This window comes from Chryseobacterium sp. CH25 (assembly GCF_004119455.1).
Classification (GTDB): domain Bacteria; phylum Bacteroidota; class Bacteroidia; order Flavobacteriales; family Weeksellaceae; genus Chryseobacterium.
Window position 1 is genome coordinate 752,978 of record NZ_NRQT01000001.1, and the last position, 26,150, is coordinate 779,127.

Here is a 26,150-nt window from a genome sequence, read left to right on the forward strand (position 1 = left end):
GATTTATTAAAACTTTCCGATGTCTTCTCTGTAGAAGCCGTAATCGAAATGTACGTGACCTGCATCTTCGTAAACTTTTTTGCGGGCATCTTCGAAAGTAGCTCCTGTAGCTACAATGTTCAGAACTCTACCACCATTGGAAACTACTTTGTCTCCTTTTGTAATAGCACCTGCGTATAATAGTTTACTGTGTTTTACTTTATCTTCTCCTGTAATTTCGAAACCTGTTTCGATGTTTCTTGGGTAACCTCCTGAACACATTACAAGACAAATTGCTTTTTCATCTTTAAACTTAAGCTGAATGTCTTTTCCGTCCATACAGTCCTGGATCACATCTAATAGGTTGTTTTCCATAAGAGCCATCAATACCTGAGTTTCAGGATCTCCGAATCTCATGTTGTACTCAAGAAGGTAAGCTCCGTTCTTAGTTACCATTAATCCGAAGAAAATGATTCCTTTGAAACTGAAACCTTCTGCTTTAAGACCTTTAATAGTAGGCTCTAAAATATTTTGCTCAAAATCAGCGTAGTGTTCCTGAGTGAATTCCGGGCTTGGTGCCACAGATCCCATACCTCCTGTATTTGGTCCTGAATCACCATTTCCAGCTTTCTTATAATCTTTTGCAGCAATACAAGGGAACAATTTTTCACCGTTTGAGAAAGCGATGATAGATGCTTCAAATCCTTGTAAATATTCTTCGATTACTAAACGGATACCAGCGTCTCCATAGATTCTTCTGATCATGAAATCGTGGATGGTAGCTTCAGCTTCTTCAAGGTTATCACAGATTACAACCCCTTTTCCACCTGCTAAACCACTCGCTTTGATTACTAGAGGATATTGCTGAGTCTGGATGTATTCTTTTGCTTCGTTGTATGAATCAAATACTACCGCTTTCGCTGTTTTGATATCATAGGTCTGCATAAATTTCTTAGAGAAAGCTTTACTTCCTTCCAGGCTTGCTACTTTCTGAGTAGGTCCAAAAACCTTAAGATCGTGCTTTTTAAACTCATCCTTGATCCCAGCTACCAATGGAGCTTCAGGTCCTACGATGGTTAAATCGATCTTTTCTTTAATAGCGAAATCTCTAAGTTCTTTGATTTCTGATAAATGAACATTTTTCCCTATTGCATCGGTAGTAGCATTCCCGTTAGCAAAAAACATTTTAGAAATTCTCGGGTCATTCTGAAGCTTTGCTGCTAAAGCAGATTCTCTACCGCCTTCACCTATGATTAATATTCTCATACTTTATTTATTATCTAGTCTTATTCTACAAATATATAATTTTGGATGCTAAAATTACCATCCCGAATTATTTTTTAATTCTATTTTAATTAGTGGAAAAAGTGTCTAACCCCAGTAAACATCATTGGGATTTTGTGCTCATTAGCAGCTTCAATACTGTCCTGATCTTTTACACTTCCACCTGGCTGAATGATCGCTTTGATACCTTCCTGAGCGCAGAAATCTACTACGTCACGGAAAGGGAAAAATGCATCTGATGCCAATACTAAATCGCCTGTGAATTTTTCTTTTGCTCTTTCAATCGCCTGTTGTGTAGCCCAGATTCTGTTTACCTGTCCACCACCGATTCCGAAAGCCTGGATCCCGTTGGAAACCACAATCGCATTAGATTTCACATATTTTACTACTCTCTGAGAGAAAAGCAATGCTTTTTTCTGTTCTTCTGTAGGCTGAGTTTCAGTCACTACTTTAATATCATCAGAGAAATGTAAATCGTTATCCTGAACCAAGATACCACCGTCTACTTTTACCCAAGTCTTCTTATCAGAAACAGGGTTTACTATTTTGATGATTCTAAGGTTTTTCTTTTTTCTTAAAACTTCAAGAGCTTCTTCGTCGAAATCCGGAGCCATTACAATCTCAAGGAATGTTTTGTTCAGCTCTTCAGCCGTTGCTGCATCGATCTTATAGTTCATAGCAACAATTCCGCCAAAGATAGAAACCGGATCACATTCAAAAGTTTTTTGGTATGTTTCCAATGCTGATGTACCAATTGCAACTCCACAAGGCGTAGAGTGTTTTACAGCACAACAAGCCATTTCTTCTTTGAATTCAGTAACTACTTTCCAGCAAAGGTCCATATCACGAAGGTTGTTGAAAGAAAGTTCTTTACCACCAAGCTGTTCGAAATCTTTCATTGCTCCGTTCTCAAAAGTAGAAACGTAATAAGCAGCCGACTGGTGAGGGTTTTCACCATATCTAAGATCAGAAACTTTTTTGTAAGATGCGTTTAAATACGTTGGATATTCCTCATCTAAAAGCATTCTTGAAATAGCAGCATCATAAGCTGATGTAAGGTTGAATACTTTTCCTGCAAGCTTCTTACGAGTCTCGATATAAGTATCTCCGTTTTGTTCCATTTCCAGTTTTACTGTTGTATAATCTTCTACATCAGTAATTACGGTAACAGAATCAAAGTTTTTCGCTGCAGAACGAAGCATAGATGGTCCACCGATATCGATAAACTCTACTTTCTCGTGTAAAGAAATGTCTTTATTCACGTTTTCAAAGAAAGGATAAAGGTTTACGATCACCATGTCTATCAGACCAATTCCGTGCTCCTGAACGGTTTTCATGTGCTCTTCGTTGGTACGAACTGCTAACAAACCACCGTGAACTTTTGGATGTAAAGTTTTCACTCTTCCGTCCAACATTTCAGGGAAATCGGTTACCTCATCAATCTGAATTGGATTTAAACCAGCGTCTTTCAAATGTTTGAACGTTCCTCCTGTGGAGATCAACTCATAATTCTGAGCTTCCAAAAACTGTGCGAATTCGATTAATCCACTTTTGTCAGAAACACTGATTAAAACTCTCTTTTTACTCATTACTTTCAATTTTTACTTTTCACAGTTATTTCAAACTGTATCCGGTTCTTTCACCTCCGGATTACTTTTTATTTTACTTAGATTTTTTTATTTTACTCAATTATCACTTAGCAATAACTGATTATTCTGATCATAACGGAAACTCCATCCCTGTTCTGAAACTAAGGTTTTAGTACCTTCTTCATCATAATTATAGACTTTCAAATTCCTATAATTATTCTCCGAAAGGCTTCTATAAAAATATGACTCTATTAATCCCAGTTTCTTAAATGGATTTTTCGCCATATCATAATCGGAAAATATAGTTTCCTGTTTTATGTTGAAATTACTGTTATAATCCTCGGCAGACTGGCTTACTATTCTCTTCAGGTTATTTCCTTCATAAAAGAATAGATCAACTCTTTCCAGCTCTTTCAAATAGGAATAAGATGGTGTCCCGGGAACGATATCCGGATATTTTAAAATTATTTTTTGTAATTTATTTTGACCATCATATTCATAATAATATTTTCTGGATCCATAAGTGACTTGTCCATTAAAAGATGGAGAAGGAACGTATTTTTCTATCACTTTTCCATTATTATTTAAAGTGTAGACAGTGGTATTTTTGAGTATTTTAATATTTGGATCATAACTTCTGTTTTCTACAATTACTGTATTTCCGCTATAATTCAAATTTAAATACACTTGAAATAACTGAGTGCCACGTTTTTTGTCCACCTTTACCAATTTCCTCTGATTATCATAAGTAAACACTTCATAATAGTCAAAGCCAAATGGATCGTCTTTCTCAAGGCCTACAATTATTTTTAACAATTGGGTTGGCATTAAATCCCCATCATTATTATTAACAGTTGTAGTTACTTCCTGAACATCCTCATCACCTGAAGAACAAGATGATAATGACAGTGAAAGCAGTACAGCAAATAATAATTTTTTTCTCATATTCCGGTTATCCCTAGTTTATTTGTTCCCCAATACTTTATTAATGGCTAATGGAAATATCTCATATTCAATCTGATGAACTTTCTGAGCCAATGTTTCAGGGGTATCGTCTGCTGTTACTTCAAAAGACTTCTGAAGAATAGCTTCTCCTTCATCAATACCCGGAGTTACAAAATGTACTGTTGCCCCACTTTCTTTTTCTTTAGCTTCAATAACAGCATTGTGGACATTCATTCCCCACATTCCTTTTCCACCGAATTTCGGAAGCAATGCTGGGTGAATATTGATTATTTTACCGTTCCAGTTTTCACAGAATTCAGGTTTTAAAATGGATAGGAATCCTGCCAATACAATAAGGTCTGTATCTTGTGGAATTACTTTAGCCAATTCGCTGCTGAAATTCTTTCCTCTTGGAATCAGTATGTTTTCTATATTATGATTCTTCGCTCTTTCCAATCCGAAACATTCTCTGTCTGCCACCACTAAAGACACTTTTGCATTCTGGATTTCTCCAGCTTCAATGGTATCAATGATTCTCTGCAAATTGGTTCCTGAACCGGATACAAGCACTACAATGTTCTTCATATTTATTTGGTAGTCTTTTCAAGACTTAAAACCTTAACAAGGCTTTCTTTATTTTATTATTACCCGATGTGTTCCATCCAGTCTTTCTATTTCCTCAACATAAAACCTTGGAGTAAAATCGTCACATCCTGATTTTGAATTGATTTCCAAGCGTCCCTTCAACCTATAGGTCATATGATACTGATCAGTACGGTTATCATAAAAGTAATCCTTCAAATCTAAAGTCTGAAATCCTTCTGATACCGACGTTTCAGGATTGATATCTTTTCCTATTAAAAGGTTATATCTTGGATCACTTACTTTTTTAACTTTTGAATCGTCATTTTCATCTCCGCAGGCATATTGCATGAATGTAGCCTCGATGGTAATGAATTCTCCTAAAGATGTTTTATGTTTCCAGCTATAAAATCCCCAATATCCAACTCCGAGGAGTATTATTGTAATGATAAAGTAGCGGATGAATTTCTTCATTTATAATGTAATAATGTATCAGTCTAGCAATGTAACAATGATTTTAATTGGTACACTGGTACATTGCCAGATTGTTATATTATTTATAATGATAAATTGATTTTCTCTGCTCCTTCAGTGATTTCACCGATTTCGTAAGCATCATCTAAAAGGTGTAATACTTTTTCAGCATGTTCAGCATCTACAACGATTACCATCCCTACACCCATATTGAATGTTCCGTGCATTTCTTCTCTTGCAACTCCACCTCTTTTTTCCAATTCAAGCATTATGCTTGGAATTCTGATTTTAGAACCGTCGATAGAAGCACAAAGTCCTTCAGGGATAATTCTTGGAACGTTTTCGTAAAGACCACCACCTGTAATGTGAGCAATTCCTTCAACTTTTACTTCTTCCAATACTTTATGAATGTCTTTGAAATATAATCTTGTAGGAACTAAAAGAGTTTCATATAAAGGTTTTCCTTCAAACTCTTCTTCAAAGTTCGGGAATACTTTTCTTACTAAAGAGAATCCATTGGAGTGGAATCCTGAGCTTGGTAATGCGATAATTTTGTTCCCTGGTTTAATTTTAGAACCGTCAATGATCTGATCTTTTTCTACGATTCCTACACAGAATCCTGCAACATCATAATCTCCAGGCTGGTACATTCCAGGCATTTCAGCAGTTTCTCCACCAATTAATGCACAGTTGTTATCTTTACAAGCTTCTACCATTCCTAAAACGATTTCAGCTGCAATTTCAGAATCAAGCTTTCCACAAGCTAAATAATCTAAGAAGAATAAAGGTTTAGCACCGTGGCAAAGAATATCGTTAGCACACATTGCGAAACAGTCTACTCCTATTGAGTCATATTTTTTGGTATCCAAAGCTACTTTCAGCTTAGTTCCTACTCCATCTGTTCCTGAAACAAGAACCGGATTTTTGTATCCACCAATTTCGTAGAAAGCACCAAAACTTCCCAAATGGTTTAATACATTGGAATTGTGGGTTTCACCAACTGCTTTTTTGATCTTGTCAACCGTTTTGTATCCTTCTTCTTTGTCTACTCCTGCTGATTTGTAAGTGTTACTCATGTCTGCTTAGATTTTTTAGATTTTCAGATTTCAGTTCTCAGATTATTTATGATCCAATGTCTGCAATCTTACTATCTTAATATATTTCAATTTACTTTTTATATTCGATTTAGAAAACAAAAAAGCCGACAATCTTTTCAGATTATCGGCCGTTATTTTATCTCAGAATTTCAGAGTCCATAATTTTCCCTTTATGAGAAAAACATTGTTTATAGGAGGTCTGAATTTTCATCTCTTTTCTTTTTGCAAAAATAGTAATTTTTAACGAATATTCAAATTCTATTTTTCAAGGATGGTTTCAATGGCTGCAATCTTCTTGATTTTTTCCTTTAATTCACTGTCTTTCTCAGCGTTAGAAATTTTTTGTTCAGCTTTATCAAAGTTATCATTAAAGAAAGGAAGGGAGAATGTTTCTACCACATTTCCACCGTGGAAAGGGAAACGTTTAGATGCGGCTTCCAAAACTCCGGCTCCACCTCTACCTCCAGGTGATGTTGACATCAATAGCATTGGTACTTCATTCCATACTGTTCTGTCTTTGATTCTTGATACCCAATCGAACACATTTTTAAATGCTGTAGAGTATGTTCCGTTGTGCTCTCCTAAAGAAACCAATAGTAAGTCTGCTCCATCAATTTTAGCCGCAAAATCATGAGCTTCCTGAGGAACTCCACCTGCTAATTCTCTTTCATGCTTGTAGATTGGCATTTCGAAAGGATTCAAATCGATCACTTCTACTTCTGCTTTATCAAATAATGTTGATGCATATGCTACCAACTGCTTGTTCATTGAAACTTCTGAATTACTTCCTGCTATTGCTAAGATTTTCATATTTCGTATTAAATTTTTATGTTATAGATTAAGGAACTACCATCCGCAAGGATTTTACTGATGGTAATTCCATATTATTTTTTATTTTGAGGATACAAATTTAGTTTTTTATTTAAGATAAGAAGGCAATTCCATTGGGACTTCCATCAATAATATTTCAGTGTCTTCCACTGCTTCAATATTAAAGCTTTGGGTATCCCAGATTCCTAATCCGTCTCTTTCATTCAGAACGCGGTCCCCTACTTTAGCACTACCTTTTAAAACAAAAGCGTACACTCCGTTGCCTTTTTTATTCAGCATGTAGTTTTTACCGTTGTCTTTTTTGAAGTTGGCAATATTAAACCATGCATCCTGATGAATCCAGACTCCATCATCATTTTTATTTGGAGATAAAATTTGTTGGAATCCGTTGATTTTTTCTCCTTCTTTGATGCTTTTCTGATCGTATCGTGGTTCTACATTCAATTCTCTAGGAAAAACCCAGATCTGTAAGAATTTTACTTCTTCGTCTTTATTTTTATTATATTCACTGTGTTGTACACCTGTTCCGGCACTCATTACCTGAATTTCTCCTTTTCTGATTACCGCAGTAGTTCCCATTGAATCTTTGTGCTCCAAATCTCCTTCCAAAGGAATAGAAATAATTTCCATATCCCTGTGCGGGTGTGTCCCGAATCCCATTCCCTGAGAAACGGTATCGTCATTCAAAACTCTTAATACTCCAAAGTTTGTTCTTTCTCTATTCTGATAGTTGGCAAAACTGAAAGTATGGTAAGAATTTAGCCAACCATGATTGGCATGGCCTCTTGAATCTGCTTTATGATATACTGTTTTCATTTCTGTGATTATTTATGGTACAAATGTACGGGATGTGATGATGAAAAAAAGTTGATATAGGATAAGAAAGGAAAATGGAGGAGAAGAAATTATTTGTTGGATTACGCAAAGGCGCAAAATATTTTAGATGGTGAAAATGTTTTTAAGACGCAAGGATTTTATCTTCGATAAAATTGAACACTGTTTTTTTAAATATGAAAAGCTAATCATTTTATAGAATTAAATCTATGTATTTCACTATAGAGGGTTTTAAAAGTTTATTATATTTGCGATGTATAACACAAATAATAAAAAAGAATAATTATGAAAACTTTATTTTTAAGTATTGCAGCAATAAGTCTATTTGCATGCAATAGCAGTGATGATGACAACAACGAAACAGTAGAAGCAAGTATTGTTGGGAAATGGCAACCTGCTAAATATGCTGCCTACTCAGGAAAAGACGGCAGCATCATAGCCGACAAAACTTCAGATGCCACTGTATGTGATAAAAAAAGCCTCATCGATATTTCCGCTAATGGAAAACTGCATGCAATTACCTACTATGGAAATGCTGAATCAGAGTGCAAAATTGATTCCGATATTACTTCTGATTATACCTATGATGCTTCTGCTAAAAAAATTCAGGTAAAAAACTCTGATGGAACCACCGAAGTATCTACTATAAAAAAACTAACTGTTACCGAACTAGAAGTCGTACAGGAATTAAGCGATGTAAATGGAGATGGAATAAAGGATGAAATAACAGCGGTATTCAAAAGATTATAATTGATAAAGCCACCTGATCAGGTGGCTTTTATATTTGGTTTTATGTATAAACAATATCCAGATTTTACAGATCATTAATAGATAAAAATACAACGTTTGCATTGCTGAAAATTCCAATTAGAAATGCACCTGTTTAATCTCTTCTTCAATTTCCTTAGGGGTTTCGTCTTCGGATTTCACAAAAATCATGGTCACCAACGCTCCGATCAACATACAAACACCTCCTACTACCACATAATCCATAGCCTGTTTGCCAAAAATACCGCTTACGATAGGCCCTCCAAATAAACCATTAATAATCTGCGGAATCACGATAAAGAAATTAAATATTCCCATATAAACCCCCATTTTTCTCTGCGGAATAACTTCAATCAACATGGCGTATGGCATTGCCAGAATACTTGCCCAGGCAAATCCCAATCCTATCATTGAGATCCACAGATTATCTACATCTTTGATGAAATACATGGAAATTAATCCTAAACCACCACATAACAACGCTAAAGCATGTGTCTGCTTTTTACCGATCCATTTAGCAATAGGTGTTAACAAAAATGCGAAAGGAATAGCCCAGAGATTATACATTCCAAAGAGTTTCCCGGTTAAATCTCCGGCATCATTGAATGCTTTTGAATGGGTATCTTCCGGAGAAAGGCCCAAATGATGAGTTGCCAGCGCACTGGTCGTAAATACCCACATTGTAAATAGTGCAAACCATGAGAAAAACTGAACAATTCCCAATTTTTTCATCTGCGTAGGAATGCTCGCAAAATCTTTAAAGATATCTGAGAATTTAGACTTTTCATGTTCTATTTCTTTTCCATCTTCAAATGCAGCAAATTCTTCCGGTGAGTATTCTTTAGTAGTAATGATGGTGTATAGAATAGAGATAATCAGCAACACTGCTCCTACATAAAAAGAATAAATTACATTGTCAGCAACAAAACCTTTTGGTGCTACGTTAGAAACGCCTAGTTTCGTTAACCAATCCGGCAGATAAGAACCCAGTACGGCTCCAAATCCTATCAGAATCGTCTGTACTGAAAATCCGATGGTTCCCTGATGTTTTGGGAGCATATCTCCTACCAATGCACGGAAAGGTTCCATCGCAACATTCACGGAAGCATCCATCATTGCCAGGAAAATTACTGCTAACAGAAGGGCATTCGCGGCAAACATCTGGGTTACAGAAGCAGCATTAGGCAGTAATACCAATCCTATAGCGCACAGGATGGCTCCAATCAGGAAATAAGGTTTTCTTCTTCCTAGCGGGCTCCAGGTATTATCACCCATGTGCCCAATAATAGGCTGAACGATAAGTCCGGTAATGGGAGCTACCAACCAAAACCACGATAATTCGTGAACATCTGCTCCTAAATTGGCAAGAATACGGCTTGCATTTCCATTCTGTAATCCGAATGCCATTTGGATTCCCAGGAATCCCATACTCATATTGATGATCTGAGCAAGTGAAAGTTCTGGTTTCAATTTTCCAGCCATAGCTATCTTTCTTTATGCTTATTTTGTTTTTAATTCTTTAATCAAAACGTCTTCAAGAGCTGTTTTTTCAGCCACTACTTTATCTACCACATCATTAGGAACTGTCATAGAAAGGACGTATTGTTTTACTTTCCACTGTCCGTTAATCTTTTCCACAACTCCTGAACCGCGGCAGATTTTCATTTGGGTATCTAATAATTCATCAAACCAGGCTAACTTTCCGTCTTTGCTGAAATAGATATTTCTTTTTAGTGCTGTAAAATTCCAGGTTCTTTTTTTATCAAAATGAGGTTTTGCCCAAACCATAAATTCTTTTTTATTCCAGATTTCAGTGGCATCTGTTCCGATAAAAGTGGATTCATCGGCAAAAAAGTTGAAATAACCTGTATAATCAGCTTTTGCGGCTGCTACGTTGAAAGCGTCAAGCATAGTACTGATCTCTGATTTTTCTTTTTCAAATGTTTTGTTTGATTGCGCTGAGGCTACTGTAAATCCGAATAAAAGCAAGATCAATGTATGAACAGCTATTAATTTTTTCATAGGTATTATTTATTTTTTAAGTTCAATAATTAATGGGGTCCTCGCAGGAACGGTTAAAATGTTCTGTAATGGGAATTCTTTTCCTGAAATCACCTCTTTACCATTGGAAAATCCTTTTAGTGATTCTTCAAAATATTGTAAATCTAACGTCTGATCTTTTTTATTATTGTTGATGATCACCATTACACTTTCTTTATCATTATATCTGAAATAAGTAAATACTCCATCTTTTGGAACAAAGTTTTTCGTTTTTCCGGTATGAATGACTTCTTTCCCTTTTCTCCAGTTTAATAATTTCTGAGTGAACTGATAGAATTCTTTTTGTTCTGAAGTTTGCGCTGCCGGACTGAAAGCGTTCTGTTTATCGGATTTCCATCCTCCCGGAAAATCTCTGCGAATATCGGCATCGCCTCCTTTTTCCTTATCTCCACGCATTCCTATTTCTGAACCGTAATATATCTGTGGAATTCCACGAACTGTTGAGATAAGGGCTAATCCCATTTTGTAAACGTTCGCATCTGCATTGAAGATCTCATTCCACCTTTCTGTATCGTGATTTTCAAAGAAAACCATTACATTATTGATGTCCGGATAAAGAAAATCGCTGCTGAAAGATTCATAAAGTTTAATCATTCCTGTATTCCAGCCTTCTTTTTCTTTAAAAGCTTTTGGCATGTCTCCAAAAAGCGTAAAATCCATTACAGACGGCAGATTTGAATTGTATCCGGCTGCTTCTCCTGTTTTGGAATCTTTCTGCCAGGCTGAAATCTGCCCTGTTGTCCCCAACCAGGTTTCTCCTACGATATTAAATTTGGGGTATTCATCAGTAATTGCTTTGGCCCACTTTGCCATGGCTTCTTTATCATTGTAAGGATAGGTATCTACACGGAAACCTCCTAATTCAGCATACTCAATCCACCAGATGGCATTTTGGGTTAAATATTTTAAAACTAGTGGATTTTTCTGGTTAATATCAGGCATTGTTTTGTCGAACCATCCATCCAATGCATATTTTTTATCAATATCTGAAGCGTTAGGATCAAACTGTGTGGATATTTTGTAATTGGACCTCTTGAAACCACTCTCTCCATCTTTAAACAAGTGAACCCAGTCTTTTGTGGGAAGATCCTTAATCATCCAGTGAGAAATACCCCAGTGATTGGTGACATAATCCATTACCAGTTTCATATTTCTTTTATTCAGCTCCTGAGAAAGTTTTTTGTAGTCTTCATTGGTTCCGTAGCGAGCATCAATTTTATAAAGATCAGTCTGAGCATATCCGTGATAGGAATATACTTTTTCATTGTCTTCATTTACGGGGGTTAACCAAACAGCTGTTGCACCAAGGTTTTGGATATAATTAAGGTTATTGATAATTCCCTGCAAATCTCCGCCATGCCTTCCGTTGGGTAAATTGCGATCTGCTTTTTCTATTAATTCCGGAACAGAGTCATTTTTTTCGTTTCCATTCGCAAAACGATCAGGCATAATGAGATACATAACATCCTTTGAAGTGTAAGATTCCCGATCTGCTGATCCTGAATTTCTTGGTTTCAGTTCGTACATATAAGAGGCTAGATTCTTCTTCCCTTTTTTGATATTGATGGAAAACTTAGGAACATTTATTTCACCGGTATTGACAGTAATAAAAACATAGTTTGGATTTTCAACTTTCTGAACACCCTTAATCTGTATACCATCTGAAAGGGTGATTTCATGATTCGCGATATCTTTCCCATACACTAAAAGCTGTAGTTCGGGGTTTTTCATCCCCTTCCACCAGAAAGCCGGCTCCACTTTTTCCAATGTTTTTTGAGAAAAAGCGGCAGAGGCTACGGAAATGGCTAAAGCTGCATAAATTGTCTTCATAGTAATGGACAATTTAGTATTAAAAATTTAAATAGAGATATTGAAAGATTAAAATATATTTTTTATATCATTAAGCTCAAGTTCAGCCTGTATAAAAAAATAAAAGGCTGCTTCGAAAATGAAACAGCCTTATTATACAAAATTACTTTATGCAAATTTTTAGAACTTTAAAGTCTACCACTTATGATTAATAATAGTATCTTTTTTATGAATACTAAATACTAATTCTCCTTTTTTCTTAACGATAGTATCTCCAGTATCTATTTCATCTGCAAACATATTCCACCATCTGTTATGCGTTTTACAAATTTTATTTTTCTTTGTTATAGGATCATATCCCTTTACTTCGAACCAAACCGAACTCGTTGGTGGTATGTCTACAACCAAATTGCATTCTTCATTGGCTAAAATCTGAGCATACTTCTGATCTTCTCCCTTTGAACAGGAGATAAACAATATAAAAAATAACATTATATACCATCTCATAATTACTAATTATTTTAATCAAATTGAGGTTTAACATATATATTCTTTCTAGCCCACTTACCAAGATTAATGGTATTTGAAGTTGTCTTACCAACATTATATCCTGTGCCTAAATTAAAGTATGAATTTTGGACACCATATTTATTATTAACGACACCATCATTAGAACTCTTGTTCATTTCTCCTCCAAGAAAGACTGATCCTGCCCACCCGGTAGACTCTCCTTCCATTCCACCAAAAACATCGGTGTATTTTTCCCCATTAAAAGTTCCATAAGCGCTATGAGCTCCTAACTGAGCTCCTCCGCTTACTCCAGGTACAGCATAATCAAATCCTAGTTTACCACCACCAGAAGCGAAGAGCTGTGGCTTTCCATCTCCTAAATTAAAAGCTAAAGTAGCACTAAGATTAGCATTAAATAATACTCCATGTAACTCTCCACCAATAGTAATACTAATAGCTTGGGATTTCCAATAATTATACTCAGCAGCTCTTAATGTGGACTCAGAAGCATGATAATTGTTTAGCTGCTTCTGGGTGCTAATACCAAAGAAATTACGCATTAAGAATCCTGTTTTCTTTGTTCCAGTAAGTGTTACTTCAGGAATGAGTATCTCTTTAGATCCATCATTTCTTGTTGCATTCCAAGTACCATCAGCATTCCCGACAAAATTACCTGTACTATCTTTATAGGTTTGTCCTGCATATTGTGCTTTTGTAGGAGGGTCTGCTGCAATCATTCCTGTTGGGTCTACAAATTTTATTGGATTGTTAAAGGTATATGCATATGGTGACCAACTCGGCATTTTTTTCGCAAGCGGATCTACTCCATACCAAATACTTAACCTTGGATTATAATATCTTGCCCCATAATAATACAAACCTGTTTCTTCATCCAACTCCTTGGCATTAAATTTATATGGATTATTATAAACTCCGGTCATCTGCTCTGCCATGGTTTCCCCAAATGGTAAATTTAAGAAAAACTGGGTTGCCTTCATATTCTGGTTGGTCACAAAAGTTGCTGTTCCTAAATGGTCACCATGCAGGTAATATACACCGGTCTGTACCTGTGGACCTTTAGCCAATTCAATTTTCACTTGGCTAAAATCTATTCCTGCCTTTTTTAGGTATAACTTCAAGTCAGCACCATTATCCTGATCTTTAGATTTATTTCCAGTATCAAAAGCATTGGCTTGCCTCATTGTTGGGAAATCAAAATCCATAATTCTGCTCGCTACTCTTTCTGCTCCTGCATAATAATGTTTTGTCAACATCTTCTCTGAATTTTCCACATGATAGGCATTGGGATATATCTTGAAACTATTGACCTGTATTGTTCCCGGATCAATGACCTGTCCGTTTTGGTATAATTGAGCTCCTTGTTCAAGGTTACATTTAATAATTCTTTCACCATCGCCATCATATACATAATACTGGAAGATTCCCTGGCTATCTTTGTTAACAGCCTTCAATCGATCCTGTTCATCCCATAATAATCGATCTATCTCTCCATATTTATCATATCCAGTCATATTTCCATTATAATCATATTCAAATTTTTCATACTGTCCGGTACTTGCGTTCTCAATATGCTCTACTTTATGGGTACCTGAAACGTAATAATATCTGTTATCATATGAATTCAAGTCATTTACATTACCATCCTGATTATGTTTCTGATACTTCTGTTCAATTCCACCAGCCTTATTGTACCCCATTGTCATTTCGAAATCCGAAGCTGTGGTTCCAAAATGAGTCTGTGGATCTCCGGTAAAACTTCCATCAGAAGAAGCAAGTCTATTCAACTGATCATATTTATAGTTGAAGATATAGTTTCCTCCCATTTCATTATATATTCCGGCACTATTTTTCAGTTCTGTAATATTCCCCACATAATCATATTTATAATCATTTCTCAGAAGATCAGTCCCATAATAATCTTTAAGACGATGGGTATTCAGTTTTCTGTCAGCTGCAGTATATGTAAATTCTGATTTTGTCCCGTTTCCTAACTCAATAGAGGTTTTCTGCTCATATTGATCATAACTAATTTTTTTAACATATTCATACCCCTCCTTGTTGTATATTCTTTTAAGATTACCACCAAGATCATATTCATATTGTACCAGCTCTCCATCAGCATAGGTAAGGTTCTGAATTCTATTCCAACTGTCATATTCAAATAAAGTTCTGAACTCCATATTGGGAATACCATATCCTGAAACTGTTTTATATTCCATTATCACTTCGCCCATATTTCCATATTCAAACTTCGTTGTTCCGGAATTATCAGATTGGAAAATAACTTTTCCGGAATTATTTCCTGAACCGGGAGCACCATATTCATAGTGAACATTGGATGGATTAGTTCCGGGTAAGTCTGGAAACTGTATATCAGAAAGCCTGTTGATATCATATATATAATGTATATACTTCTGCCCAGGACTTGTATTTTCCAAATTGGAAGTAAATGTTTTTATCATATGTCCTGCAGGGTCATATTCATATTTGGTTATACCACGGTCTGCATGTTCTACCTTGATTTTTCTTCCTGCAAAATCATAGGAATATAGTGTTTTAATACCCATTGGATCTTCAGCTGACATCAACTCTCCAATTGTATTATATCTGAATTTCGTCGTCAATACCTGTCCATTCTCATAATTATTAACCTGAGCAGTCTTTCCTTCTGAATTTATAAATGTTTCTGTTTTAAGTTGGGTATTACTGTTCTGGAAGGCAACCTGCGTACTCTTTACCATATTATTTTCAATAGAGTACATTGTATTCGCTGTATGAAATAGCTCATCCACTGTCACGGCAACCCTGTCTTTAGTATCACGCTGTACAGACGAGTAATAGGGAGAAGGAGCACTCATATTAAGCAGCACATTTGTATGATTCGGGTCATTAGGAGGATATTTATCTTCAAATATCGGATGATGCTGAGAAATAGCTCTATCAATCACATCATAAATAGTTCTGCCAGATACAGACATTTTTTCTTCTCCGTTCAATACTATATCTTTTTTAGTCTGCACTACTTTCCCCCATCCATCTGAAAATGTCATGATTTCTACTGGGTTAGAAGGATCTTGAGGGTTATAATTCTGTGTCAAACACCAATAATAATTACTAACATATCCTAAATTAGGATTGGGTGTTCCATATGTATTATAAGAGTATTTAACGGTATAAGGTGCCCCTGCGTCTCTTTCTTTAGGTGCTAATATTTGACTTATACGTCCTTTAGCATCATATTGATATTCAATAATATTTCCGGAGATATCTGTTGTTTGTTTTGTTACATCAAATTTTGGGTCATATTCTGCCGATGAAGTATATCCAAAAATATCCTTTGTATTCACTACATATTTATAAGTATCTGTATCATACTCATAATTTAATACATATCTATCTCCATTTTCATTCTCCGGATAGGTAACTGTATTTATGTTTCCAAATGAATCGTAAATTAAATCAGTGTTTGCAATTTCAGAAGCATTAAGTTTTGTGGAAACTTCAAGTACCAGACCTGTAACAGGATCTATTTTTGTAGATCTTTCACGGATCGGATTTGAAGTAGACAATGCTTCGTAAACTCTTATAGACTTAGGTGCATTTATGATATTATTTGGTGTTGGATAATTATGATAATCAATCACTGCATTATAAGTGGCAGCATTGCTAAAATGCATTAATTGTATCACCAATCCTTTATCATTGTATGAGAGCCCTTCTGAAACTGTTATATTGGCTCCATTTTCAATATTTTTCGATCTGGTAATTCCCAATAATGCTACAGCCATTTTTCTACCTTCTTTCCCCCCGGTATCATAGGTTTCTCCCACAGGATTATCTAAATCAATTTTTGTGTTGTTATTTTTAAATTTATAAACGTTATACTCATATTCAGTTGAAGAATTAAGATCATTTACTCCGGTATATGTTTCAACTTTTTTTAATCTTCCATTTAAAAAATAACTTTTATTATGGTAGATATCCACTTTTGATCTGTATATATTATTGCTATACCACATATCATAGGCGGTCACTTTTCCAAATCCGAAAAACTCACGCTCACGTCTATCATATCTTCCATCTTCATATTTAAATGTTTTTACGATATCCTTGTTATTCGTGGGAGATAAATAAGTTGGAGAAAAGATATCAGGATTCACAATTCTAACTTCTTTCATCACCAATCTTCCATGAGGGTCGTTATAATTTGGTTTTGTAAAGCCATAATCAAGACCAAAAACACTTAAAGGTGCTTTATCTTTAAAATTGGTAACTGTTTTCAGCTTATTGGTTCTTCCAATTGTTGAATAATTTACTACAAATCCATCGTCTTTAGAAACAACCAGATCAGGAAAACCATCACCATTCATATCTTTAAAGGATTTATCTACTTCAGCAATAGAAAGTCCCATATTTCCGGACACCTGTCCTCCTATTTTCAGATAGATTAGTGGAATTGGCGGGAATGGCCACCATACAATAGGGAACGTGTAGTAATAGCCGGCTCCCACAGAAACTCCACCTCTATAGGTTTTAGATTCATTATTATAGTCTAATCCACCATTATTTCTAAACAATTCAACAGCATCGGAAAATCTGTTTCCAAGATTGTATTTCACATACGTATTAGAACTTCCGACAATTAAAATATCCGCCAGCCCATCAGCGTTAATATCTTCAAAAGTGGTTTTAGATGAACCTAATGCAGCAGATGCACTTAAGCTTACGCTTACTACAAGGCCACTCATCCCGCCAAAATCAAAACCTCCTCCTAATCCAACAGCACCAACCGGGCCAGATGCATAGGTCTCGGCATTTTTATAACTATAACCATTATCAAGACCATATCCTAAATTAAGATAATATTTCATATTATTTGAACCTCCACCAGTCACTCTATCTGCTAATCCGTCACCATTAATATCCATCCAGTAAGATTCTCCCGAATCTTTAGAGTCATAGTTTACAGATGCCTGACCAGACCATGAAGCAGAGGTTTCAATTCCACTGTTCATTGCCACATTAGGGCTATATGAGTACTGATTGGTATTACTTCTTACTTCACCGTTTCTTGATGAAGCCCCCGTCTGAATAAATTTAGCCGCTGAATATTGTGGAGACAATGATTTAGAATAGCTGTCTGTGTTTGATATATAAGCATTTACAAAAGAATTACGCAATCCTCCATGTCCTCCGGTAGAGTTAGTAATCTGCATAGCATCTTTGTACACCACATCCGGATAACCATCACCATTCATATCCATAAAGTCCTGTAGTGCTATATTTCCATCTCCTACCAAAACGGAGCTTGCATTTTGAATTCCAAAATTAAATAAGCTTCCGCTTAATGTATTCGTTCTCGATTTACTGTAATATTTTTTATTAATAGAGAACATTTTGGTATCTACATTACCCTGAAGAAGCAAATTATCCGGTAAGTCAGGATTTGCAGTCTGTGGATTAAAGAACCCACTGGCTGTTTCATTATCCTTAAATGAATCTGCCATTGCATATTGTTCAGGACCTACTCCGATCCATTTTTCAGTATAGGTTGTTACCTGATTCTCTCTTGGACCTGTTACCTGCTTATATACAGTTGGGTTTAATACCGTTACCGGTTTAGGTCCAAAATTAGCAGGATTTTGATAAAATCCTGTGTTGCTGATCTGTTGTGCAATACACTGTGCTGTTTCCTCCTGTGTAGCAAGATTATTACACATTGGAAAGTTAAGGTTTACCGGTATGTTCACTTCCTGCATAGATGCAAGATTGATCAAACGTCCATAATTGTCTGAAGGAGTTGCCGGATTAAGCATAAAACCATCAGTATTTCCTGTAGGCACAACATCAGCATATTCATTATAAAGGAACTGGCTCCAATTATGATAAAACTGGCCTATATTTTCTAATGCTGAAGAATTTATAGAGGTATGGTTCACAGAAGCTATGAATGTATTAGCTCCATAGTAAATATTAAATGGACTATTCTGAACCAAAGCACTATAAGCTTTATAAAAATCATAATCTGCTTTAGTTTTACAGTATATCTGAATATTTAAAGGAACTCCAGCATTTATTGGTCCATTAAAAAGATCTCCTGTATAGAATTCAGCAGGAGAATTTCCGGAAATAACCTGATTATTAACCATATCTAGCTCAACAATACTTCCAGAGCTATTCATAGGAGCCATTATTCTTCTTTTAGTGACTACACTTCCATTTCTTTTAACGATATAGTAAAAACTACCGGTAGGAAGGCCTGGATTAGACGGAATATTTTTATTGATCCCAATTTTATACGTATTAACACCACTTGGGAGATTAAAATACTGTAAGTCTATTACAGGATTAAATTCTGTAATAACATCAGAAGGATATCCTGCTACTGCAGTATAGTTTTGTGGATTTCCCGTAGTCGGATAATAATCTACATTGATCCTGTTCCAGTTAACATCTCTAAAAGTTGTGTGAGAATCTGATTCCACAACAAAATTGATCGTAGCCGGAACATCATTTGTACCAAAAGATAAACTTGTCACATTTGTTACTCCCGGGTATAGAGGAACCGTATCAAATGGGATATCACTTTTAGAATAGGTCTTAGAATATATGACCTCTCCAGTAGTAGAACTTGCCGTTGTCTTAATAATTTTAAAGGTAATATCATCCTGAGAATTTGGAAACGTGATTTTTGGAACTGTAATGCTGACATTCCCCGGAGTATCTATAGAAATAGGTTTTGTATGATTATTTAAAAGGAAATTATAACTGTATGCACCATTATTAGCCCTGAACCCGTCCTGAGAAAGCCCCATAGAAATAAGTTTGGGAATTCCCACATAGCTTATTGTAGGGTTAGACATCACTTTAAAGCTGTAATTGTCATTTTTATGCAGCCTTATAAATACTTTGTCCCCCGATTTCACAGATAATTTTGAAGCATCATTAATTCCTAAATGATCAGTACTCGCAGGTGGCAGGGCTTGTATTTGAGAATAGTAAGCATTATAGCCTGTAATTGATATATATTCTGACGGCATTCCTGCTGTAAATTCTTTTAAATAAATTCTTCCATTTTTATCAGGATTAGCCGGATTTTTAATTTCCACCGAATACAGTGCTTTCGCATTAGGCACATTTTCAACCTGCACATTATCTTCAAACCTAATGTACCCATCTCTTGAAGCTACCCAGACTTTAACCACATCATTTTTGGAGATATCCTGCCATGTCCCTTCCAATGGAGAGTTATGCTGCATCATGGTATCTGCAACAATCACCATATTTTCTGTATTATCACTATATTGTGTCATCTCAACCTTTCCGTCAGTTGGGTTGATTCTCCCAAAGAGCACCTGCCCATCCTGAGCTACATCCATCACTCCGTCAGAATTGGCATCAAGGATAAAAGATGAGGTTTCACTTTTACTGGTGGCCCACATCTGTGAGAAATTGAATCCAATTCCAAATACATTGACTCCTGCATCATACCCTATATTCTGAGTTTTGGTTTTGGTAAGGGAGAAATTACTGTTCAGATAATTGATTTGTCTTTCCTGCCCAAAACTAATGTTTCCACTGGCAAGATTTCCGGATCGCAGAAATAATCCGGTACTTGGTTTCCTATAGATCAAATCCGGAATACCATCGCCATCAAAATCCATCAATTCCTGGGCTTTCTTAGCTTCAGCTTCTGAGTGACCTAAGTTAAAAGATGCCATTACATGGCCATACGCTCTGGTAGGGCCAGGCAGAAGAAAGTCTAAACCAACCCCTGGTACTCTTCCGTTAACCCCCCATTCAAATGTATTGTTAGCTGAAATCTTAGAAGGTTTCAAAAAATTAGGTAAAATGGGAAATGCATCTCCCCCACCTCCAGCATTAATATCTACAGAACCTCCAAAATTGACAGGACTGCTATTGGGTGTACTTTTGATATCATCAAAATATTCAAAGTCAAATTGTTCAGTTAGCAAGCTATTATATGCAACATCGTTAGATGTATCCTTGTGTACTACACTTCTCAATAATGTTTTAAAAAATTGTCCTTCCTTATAAGAGAATGTATATGTTCTTATCAGTTCCCCATCATATTTTACATATATTTTAGAGAGCTTATAAGGTTCCACTTCCTTTACTCCTTTTTTAGCAGTAACACTGATATCCTGCCTGCTGATCCTGTTTTCTTTTTCAAATTCAACCGTATAATATTTCAGATTCTGACCATCCATTTTTGTATAGGTAATCTTACTGATATGAAAATAGCGTCCTCCGTTTAGATTTTCATTTTCAGCGGTAAGTCCTTGTATCTTTACATTTTCATATTCATATTCAATATAATTTTTGAGAACATCTTGTTCTTTCCAAACTCCCCAATGAACAATATTACCATTATCATCTTTTATGACGGTATTTTCAACAACTCCGGATTCATTACCTCCGTAAAAGGTTCTTCCTCCATGTGTATTCGTAACTACCCATCTATAGTCTTTAGGAGTAGATCCGTATCTTTCAATTTTTGAAAATCATGATTTCTTCTAAGAAAAAATGTTTTTTTATTATCCACTAAAAGTGTATCTCTTTTTTGTTTTCTGGTCGTAAATATATTACTGGTCTCACTGATATCATTATGTCTGTGTGGCAGATAATTACCATCATACACCAGCGTTTCACCGTTTAATGAATATAACTCAGTTTCTGTGGCTCCGTCGAAACTTGGAACTCCCCAACGGGTGTCAATAGCAATAGCCCCAATACCACTTATATCCCATCCTTCTCCCATCCAACCATTAGTTTTATTACTATCATAAGAAACAGAAATACTAGGCTGTATTCCTTTTCTTCCTGACGGAATAACAATAGGATAAAACACATTTGCAGATCCTTTTTGATTAGCACTTGGAGGAGAAATAAAATTTCTTGCAGCTGCAGCGTCACCTGCTTTCAATCCACTCATTCCTGTAGGATTAGAAGCCCCTAACTGCGGAGATTCCGGTACAGAAATAATCCCATTGATATAATCACCATCTCCTTTAGTTTCTACGGTTACCATTTGGTTTCTGTATTCACTATAGAGGTGGGATCTGCAATCCATTTTTTTGAATTATAATCAAAATGGAATGCTTTAATTTCTTTAGCGGATCTAACTCCAAGCTTTTTCTCATCATAAGGAAAGGACAGTTTCACTTTTTTGGTAAAATTTCCTGATTTGGTATTTATACGATACGCAACAGCATTTACAGATAGATTTTTAATCTCTCCGACAACAGAAGGGTAATCCTTTTTTCTTAATTTCAGTATTTCAACCTGCCCGGATTCTGCTACTGAATTCTTTTCAATACTCACCGTAGCATCCTCATACTTTTCATTGTATTCTGAATCTTTTGATACATTGACAATGAAAGGTACAAACCTTGCTTCATTCACAATTTTAAATGAAGGAACACTTTGAGAAAGTGGATATTGTTTTGTTCCAGCAGAAGAAGAAACAGATACAAATCCTCTTTTCTTATCCTCATCTGAAAGTTTAACAAGTGTTTCAAATTCTCCTCTGGAAGATTCCACCATCTGGCCATTGATGTTTACAGCCTGGGATTTCCAATGGCTATCCGAACCTTTTACATATAAATGGCCTTCGGAAAGAAGTGTAGAAATCCCGTTTTGTGAGTTCAGTTTTTTTTCAAGTACTATTCTTACATTCTTTACCCGATATTTTATTCCATTCAATGAAGAAGTAAAGAGAATCGTATTTTTTCCCTGATGTAATGAATTCAAACTAATCTCTTCTTTTTGTGCACTCCATTTATTCCCCGGAACAATAATATCCCCACCGAACGCCACATTTTTGTTGATGGATCTGGAGACTGATTGGTAAGAATCAAGCCCAAACAGGTCATACTCCAGATACGCTGCAACATTTTGGTTTTTAACTTCCGGAAGGTTTATGGTGAAGAAATTATCTGTTGCATCATCTGATTCATCATCAGAGAATTCACCGATAATACCTTGTTTTTCTATCGATTCAAATACATTCGCCGGTTTTTCAATATGTGCGGATACTATTTCATGAAATCCTTTGTTCTGAACACTCAAGCCTTCTGCGGGAGAAGGGGCTGCTGATATTTTGTTCAGCAAAGGAGTGGAATGATTTATATTATCAGATAAGGAGGATACTGTAGTGCTATCATTTTGATGATAGATATATTTCTTCATAAGCTGAAGTTTGAGAGCCCTCACTTTCTGTCTGTCCTCTTTCGTAAAACTTGCAAAAGTAAATACTGAAGCAAAGAATACTAAGATGAGAAGATGCTTTCTTCTCAACCTAATGGGTAATTTAGTTTTCATATATTAAGGGAAATAGTATTAATTAATCAACGACCACTTTGAAAGCCTTAATGAGTTTTTTGTTTTGAGAAAGTACGACCAGGTATGCCCCTTGTACCTTGAGGCTGTTTTGATAGATTGTAGTTTTCGAATCTATTTTTTCAGTAGAAAGAGTTCTTCCTCCTCCGTCATAAATTGTAATTTCCAATTCTTCTGTAGGTGGGAATTTTACTGTAAAATTATTATTCATTTTCACAGGATTCGGATACAGCATGTATTGGAAATCTGAAGTAGCATCACCCGGTCCTTTTGTATAGGCTGGATCATGAATATTGTTTTTGTCGGGTTGCTTTTCTCCGGTACTATTGGTAGCAAAAGTAAAAACAGCAGAATTTTTATCTTCAGGAAATTCTACTCCCGAATATTCTACCATTCATCGTTAGCCTTTCCTTCTATTTTTTTTACACTACCATCCTCATTTTTAATAAGCATCCAGTAGTTTAAACGTGAATTTTCAGGATTCATCAGCTTTTTAGCGATCTGCAGGACATATCCTTTTTTAGGAATAGTATTACCGATAAAATTGATTTCCCAATTTCTCTTTAGTACTCTTAAGTTTTCTTTCTCTTCAAAACTGAGATCTTTGTTATCATCAGACCATATCGCAAATGTATAGTTGTCTAACGGAGCATTATTTTCAAAATTAGTCCTTGAAATCTTTTCTCTTCCAATACTGATTGTCTTATCCTCCTGGTTGCTGGATTGCTTCTGATTTAGTTCGTTAGCATCATCTCTACCAATACCAGTAGGTCTGTTTTTAAAGTCTTTATGTTTTTCAGGATCCCAGATGACATCCCCTTTACTGTTGAAATACTTTACTCCTTCCAGCGAAATACCATATTTAATAGACAAATAGGTATGAACTCTTTCTAAATTACTTTTTGAAAGCTTCCTGGGAACAAAAATAACCTCATAAAGATTTTTATCTTCAAGGCCTATATTTAGATGATCTTCAGGGTTACTGGAAATTTGTTTAGATCCCAGATAAGAAAAAATACTAGGTTTCTTTTTTAGTTCAATAAGCTTATCGCTTCCACTACTTTTGAAAGAGGTATTGCTAAGCTCTGCAATAATATCTTTATTATACCAGATATTTTCGTCTTCATCTGAATGATGTACAACAATTAGAGATTGGGCATCATTTTTACTATAGGTAATAGGCTTTGGAAAGTGTTGCCTTATATTACAATTGAAATTGAGCAATGAACCGTAATCGCATTTTGAGGTTTCTCGCAACGATTCGGATTTTGCTTTTTCCCAGATCTTATTTTTCTGATCTATAAGTTGTGCATTACCATAGAAGACACCTAAGCACAAGGCAAGGCAACTACACATATTTAAATGGTACTGAGTTTTCATTCTCTATGAGGATTATTAGTACTACCAAATTAACAAAAATTATAAAACAAGCATTAAAAATTTAAAAAAAATCAATATTTTAATAAAAAACAACCCTTACAAACCAATAAAACAAGCAAATAGATCTAATTATACTATTGTGATAAAAAATAAAAAACAACTTCAAACAAGGCTTTTTTGTAAGAAAAAAAACAATTATTGAGAGCTTAAAAAGCAGTTAGGCTAGAAAATAAAAAAATTCTCCTTTAAGAGAGAATTTTGACTTAACATAATAACAATTTATTTTGAATAAAAACACCTCAAAAAGTCAATTTACGTATTGAGAAACAAGTTTTAATTACATTCAAAATTTACTATTTCACATAATATAGTCTTATATTTTTGTAACCAGTAACAATTATTTCCAAATAACTACCATTCTAAACTTTATTATTCTTTCTTTATAGATTTTTGCAAATATCATAGGAGCTATTAAAAGAAAATAACAATATTTCACTATTCGCGTTCTATTTTTTTTATTAAATTTTCATTAAATTATCACATAAAGAGAATATTTAATCCAAAATAAGCAATTTTTAACGGTTTTATGTTTAGATTTACAGAAAAAATGTTTGATTTTAGTAAGATGTTTGAAAGTGATGGACCGGATATTGTTTATCCTTGGGCCATTCCTATGTTCGCGGGTATCATTTTCATAGAGATGGCATACAGCCACTTTAATAAAGAAAAGCTTTATGAAACGAAAGATGTGGCTACCAATGTGCTTTTAGCACTTTTAAATTATAGCCTTGATATCATTATGAAGGGTTTTTCTATGCTCGTTATGATGTTCTTTTACTATCATCGTATTTTTGACTGGGAAGTTGGGGTATGGTATTGGATTGCCGTATTTCTGGCCCAGGATTTTGCTTATTATGTTCATCATTATGTAGACCACCATTCCCGTGTGTTTTGGGCGGTACACATTACTCATCATAATTCTGATTATTTCAATATCACCACAGGATTCAGAAGCCCTGTATTTCAGCCTCTGTACAGATATCTATTCTTCTCTCCTTTAGCATTCATCGGATTCCATCCACTGCATGTGATGGTGGCTTATTCTGCTATTCAGATCTATGGAACCTTTGTACATACCCAATCTATCAAAAGCATGGGCTTTCTGGAATACATTTTAGTGACTCCTTCTCATCACCGTGTACATCATGCCTGTAACATCAAATATCTTGACCGTAATATGGGAATGGGACTGATTATCTGGGATAAAATCTTCGGAACATTTGAAAAAGAGGACCCTGAAGTTCCTGTTAAATACGGTATCTACCCTAAAATGAAGTCTAAAGATCCGGCTACTGTTCTGTTTTACGAATGGAGAAGGATCGGAAAGGACCTGAGACAACCGGGACTTTCTTTCACTGATCGTCTGAAATACCTCTTCTACTCTCCGGGATGGAGACATGATGGCACCGGTAAAACCGTAAAGCAGTTTCAGAAGGAATACAAAGAAAAGGTAAAAACCAAAACAACAATTACTCAGACTGAGCAGACAGAAACTACTGAGCCTGAATACACCACCAATTAGAAAATAAAAAGTCCCCAAATCAGCAATTTGGGGACTTTTTAT

The 26,150-nt window shown here is 35.4% G+C and carries 19 protein-coding genes; 2 read left to right on the plus strand and 17 right to left on the minus strand.

The window, feature by feature from the left end; genetic code table 11:
- Positions 1–6: 6 nt before the first annotated feature.
- The 8 genes from purD to BOQ64_RS03380 all read right to left on the minus strand — a co-directional run bounded on the left by purD (position 7) and on the right by BOQ64_RS03380 (position 7,597).
- Positions 7–1,245 (minus strand): phosphoribosylamine--glycine ligase, encoded by a 1,239-nt coding sequence (gene purD / locus BOQ64_RS03345; RefSeq protein WP_129056037.1) that lies wholly within the window; start codon positions 1,243–1,245, stop codon positions 7–9.
- Positions 1,246–1,334: 89 nt separating this feature from the next.
- The gene (gene purH / locus BOQ64_RS03350) at positions 1,335–2,852 is read right to left on the minus strand and encodes a bifunctional phosphoribosylaminoimidazolecarboxamide formyltransferase/IMP cyclohydrolase (protein WP_129056035.1); all 1,518 of its coding nucleotides are present in this window, start codon (positions 2,850–2,852) and stop codon (positions 1,335–1,337) included.
- A gap of 96 nt (positions 2,853–2,948) precedes the next feature.
- Positions 2,949–3,797: a hypothetical protein gene (locus tag BOQ64_RS03355; RefSeq protein ID WP_129056033.1), complete on the minus strand. Its 849-nt coding sequence runs from the start codon at positions 3,795–3,797 to the stop codon at positions 2,949–2,951.
- 18 nt (positions 3,798–3,815) lie between these two features.
- Entirely contained in the window at positions 3,816–4,382 is a 567-nt protein-coding gene (gene purN, locus BOQ64_RS03360; protein ID WP_129056031.1) for a phosphoribosylglycinamide formyltransferase, read from the minus strand.
- A gap of 48 nt (positions 4,383–4,430) precedes the next feature.
- Entirely contained in the window at positions 4,431–4,853 is a 423-nt protein-coding gene (locus tag BOQ64_RS03365; protein ID WP_129056029.1) for a hypothetical protein, read from the minus strand.
- Positions 4,854–4,936: 83 nt separating this feature from the next.
- Positions 4,937–5,929 (minus strand): phosphoribosylformylglycinamidine cyclo-ligase, encoded by a 993-nt coding sequence (gene purM, locus BOQ64_RS03370; protein WP_129056027.1) that lies wholly within the window; start codon positions 5,927–5,929, stop codon positions 4,937–4,939.
- A 279-nt stretch (positions 5,930–6,208) separates the two neighbouring features.
- A complete protein-coding gene (locus tag BOQ64_RS03375; RefSeq protein ID WP_129056025.1) occupies positions 6,209–6,760 on the minus strand; it encodes an NADPH-dependent FMN reductase in 552 nt (183 codons plus the stop codon).
- Between the two features lie 108 nt (positions 6,761–6,868).
- Complete coding sequence (locus BOQ64_RS03380; protein ID WP_129056023.1) at positions 6,869–7,597, minus strand: pirin family protein; 729 nt, start codon at positions 7,595–7,597, stop codon at positions 6,869–6,871.
- 303 nt (positions 7,598–7,900) lie between these two features.
- Here BOQ64_RS03380 and BOQ64_RS03385 point away from each other — a divergent pair, with 303 nt between their 5' ends.
- Positions 7,901–8,365, plus strand: a complete 465-nt coding sequence (locus BOQ64_RS03385) for a lipocalin family protein (protein WP_129056021.1) — start codon at positions 7,901–7,903, stop codon at positions 8,363–8,365.
- A gap of 117 nt (positions 8,366–8,482) precedes the next feature.
- Here the strand turns inward: BOQ64_RS03385 and BOQ64_RS03390 are convergent, their stop codons facing one another.
- From BOQ64_RS03390 to BOQ64_RS03430, 9 genes are all read right to left on the minus strand, one after another.
- Complete coding sequence (locus BOQ64_RS03390) at positions 8,483–9,865, minus strand: MFS transporter (protein WP_129056019.1); 1,383 nt, start codon at positions 9,863–9,865, stop codon at positions 8,483–8,485.
- A gap of 18 nt (positions 9,866–9,883) precedes the next feature.
- A complete protein-coding gene (locus tag BOQ64_RS03395) occupies positions 9,884–10,405 on the minus strand; it encodes a nuclear transport factor 2 family protein (RefSeq protein WP_129059633.1) in 522 nt (173 codons plus the stop codon).
- A 9-nt stretch (positions 10,406–10,414) separates the two neighbouring features.
- Positions 10,415–12,274 (minus strand): glycoside hydrolase family 13 protein, encoded by a 1,860-nt coding sequence (locus tag BOQ64_RS03400; RefSeq protein ID WP_129056017.1) that lies wholly within the window; start codon positions 12,272–12,274, stop codon positions 10,415–10,417.
- A 174-nt stretch (positions 12,275–12,448) separates the two neighbouring features.
- Complete coding sequence (locus BOQ64_RS03405) at positions 12,449–12,760, minus strand: hypothetical protein (RefSeq protein WP_129056015.1); 312 nt, start codon at positions 12,758–12,760, stop codon at positions 12,449–12,451.
- A gap of 14 nt (positions 12,761–12,774) precedes the next feature.
- The gene (locus BOQ64_RS03410; protein WP_129059634.1) at positions 12,775–21,015 is read right to left on the minus strand and encodes an RHS repeat domain-containing protein; all 8,241 of its coding nucleotides are present in this window, start codon (positions 21,013–21,015) and stop codon (positions 12,775–12,777) included.
- Positions 21,016–21,257: 242 nt separating this feature from the next.
- Positions 21,258–21,836 carry a SpvB/TcaC N-terminal domain-containing protein gene (locus BOQ64_RS03415; protein ID WP_164975740.1) on the minus strand — a complete coding sequence of 193 codons (579 nt, stop codon included), beginning with the start codon at positions 21,834–21,836 and terminating at the stop codon, positions 21,258–21,260.
- Positions 21,830–23,128 carry a hypothetical protein gene (locus tag BOQ64_RS03420; RefSeq protein ID WP_129056011.1) on the minus strand — a complete coding sequence of 433 codons (1,299 nt, stop codon included), beginning with the start codon at positions 23,126–23,128 and terminating at the stop codon, positions 21,830–21,832. The genes BOQ64_RS03415 and BOQ64_RS03420 overlap by 7 nt, the downstream gene beginning before the upstream one ends.
- Before the next feature lie 22 nt (positions 23,129–23,150).
- Positions 23,151–23,540 (minus strand): T9SS type A sorting domain-containing protein, encoded by a 390-nt coding sequence (locus BOQ64_RS03425; protein ID WP_129056009.1) that lies wholly within the window; start codon positions 23,538–23,540, stop codon positions 23,151–23,153.
- Positions 23,534–24,526, minus strand: a complete 993-nt coding sequence (locus tag BOQ64_RS03430; protein ID WP_129056007.1) for a hypothetical protein — start codon at positions 24,524–24,526, stop codon at positions 23,534–23,536. The genes BOQ64_RS03425 and BOQ64_RS03430 overlap by 7 nt, the downstream gene beginning before the upstream one ends.
- Before the next feature lie 607 nt (positions 24,527–25,133).
- Between BOQ64_RS03430 and BOQ64_RS03435 the strand changes: the two genes are divergently transcribed.
- Positions 25,134–26,108, plus strand: a complete 975-nt coding sequence (locus BOQ64_RS03435) for a sterol desaturase family protein (RefSeq protein WP_129056005.1) — start codon at positions 25,134–25,136, stop codon at positions 26,106–26,108.
- Positions 26,109–26,150: the final 42 nt, after the last annotated feature.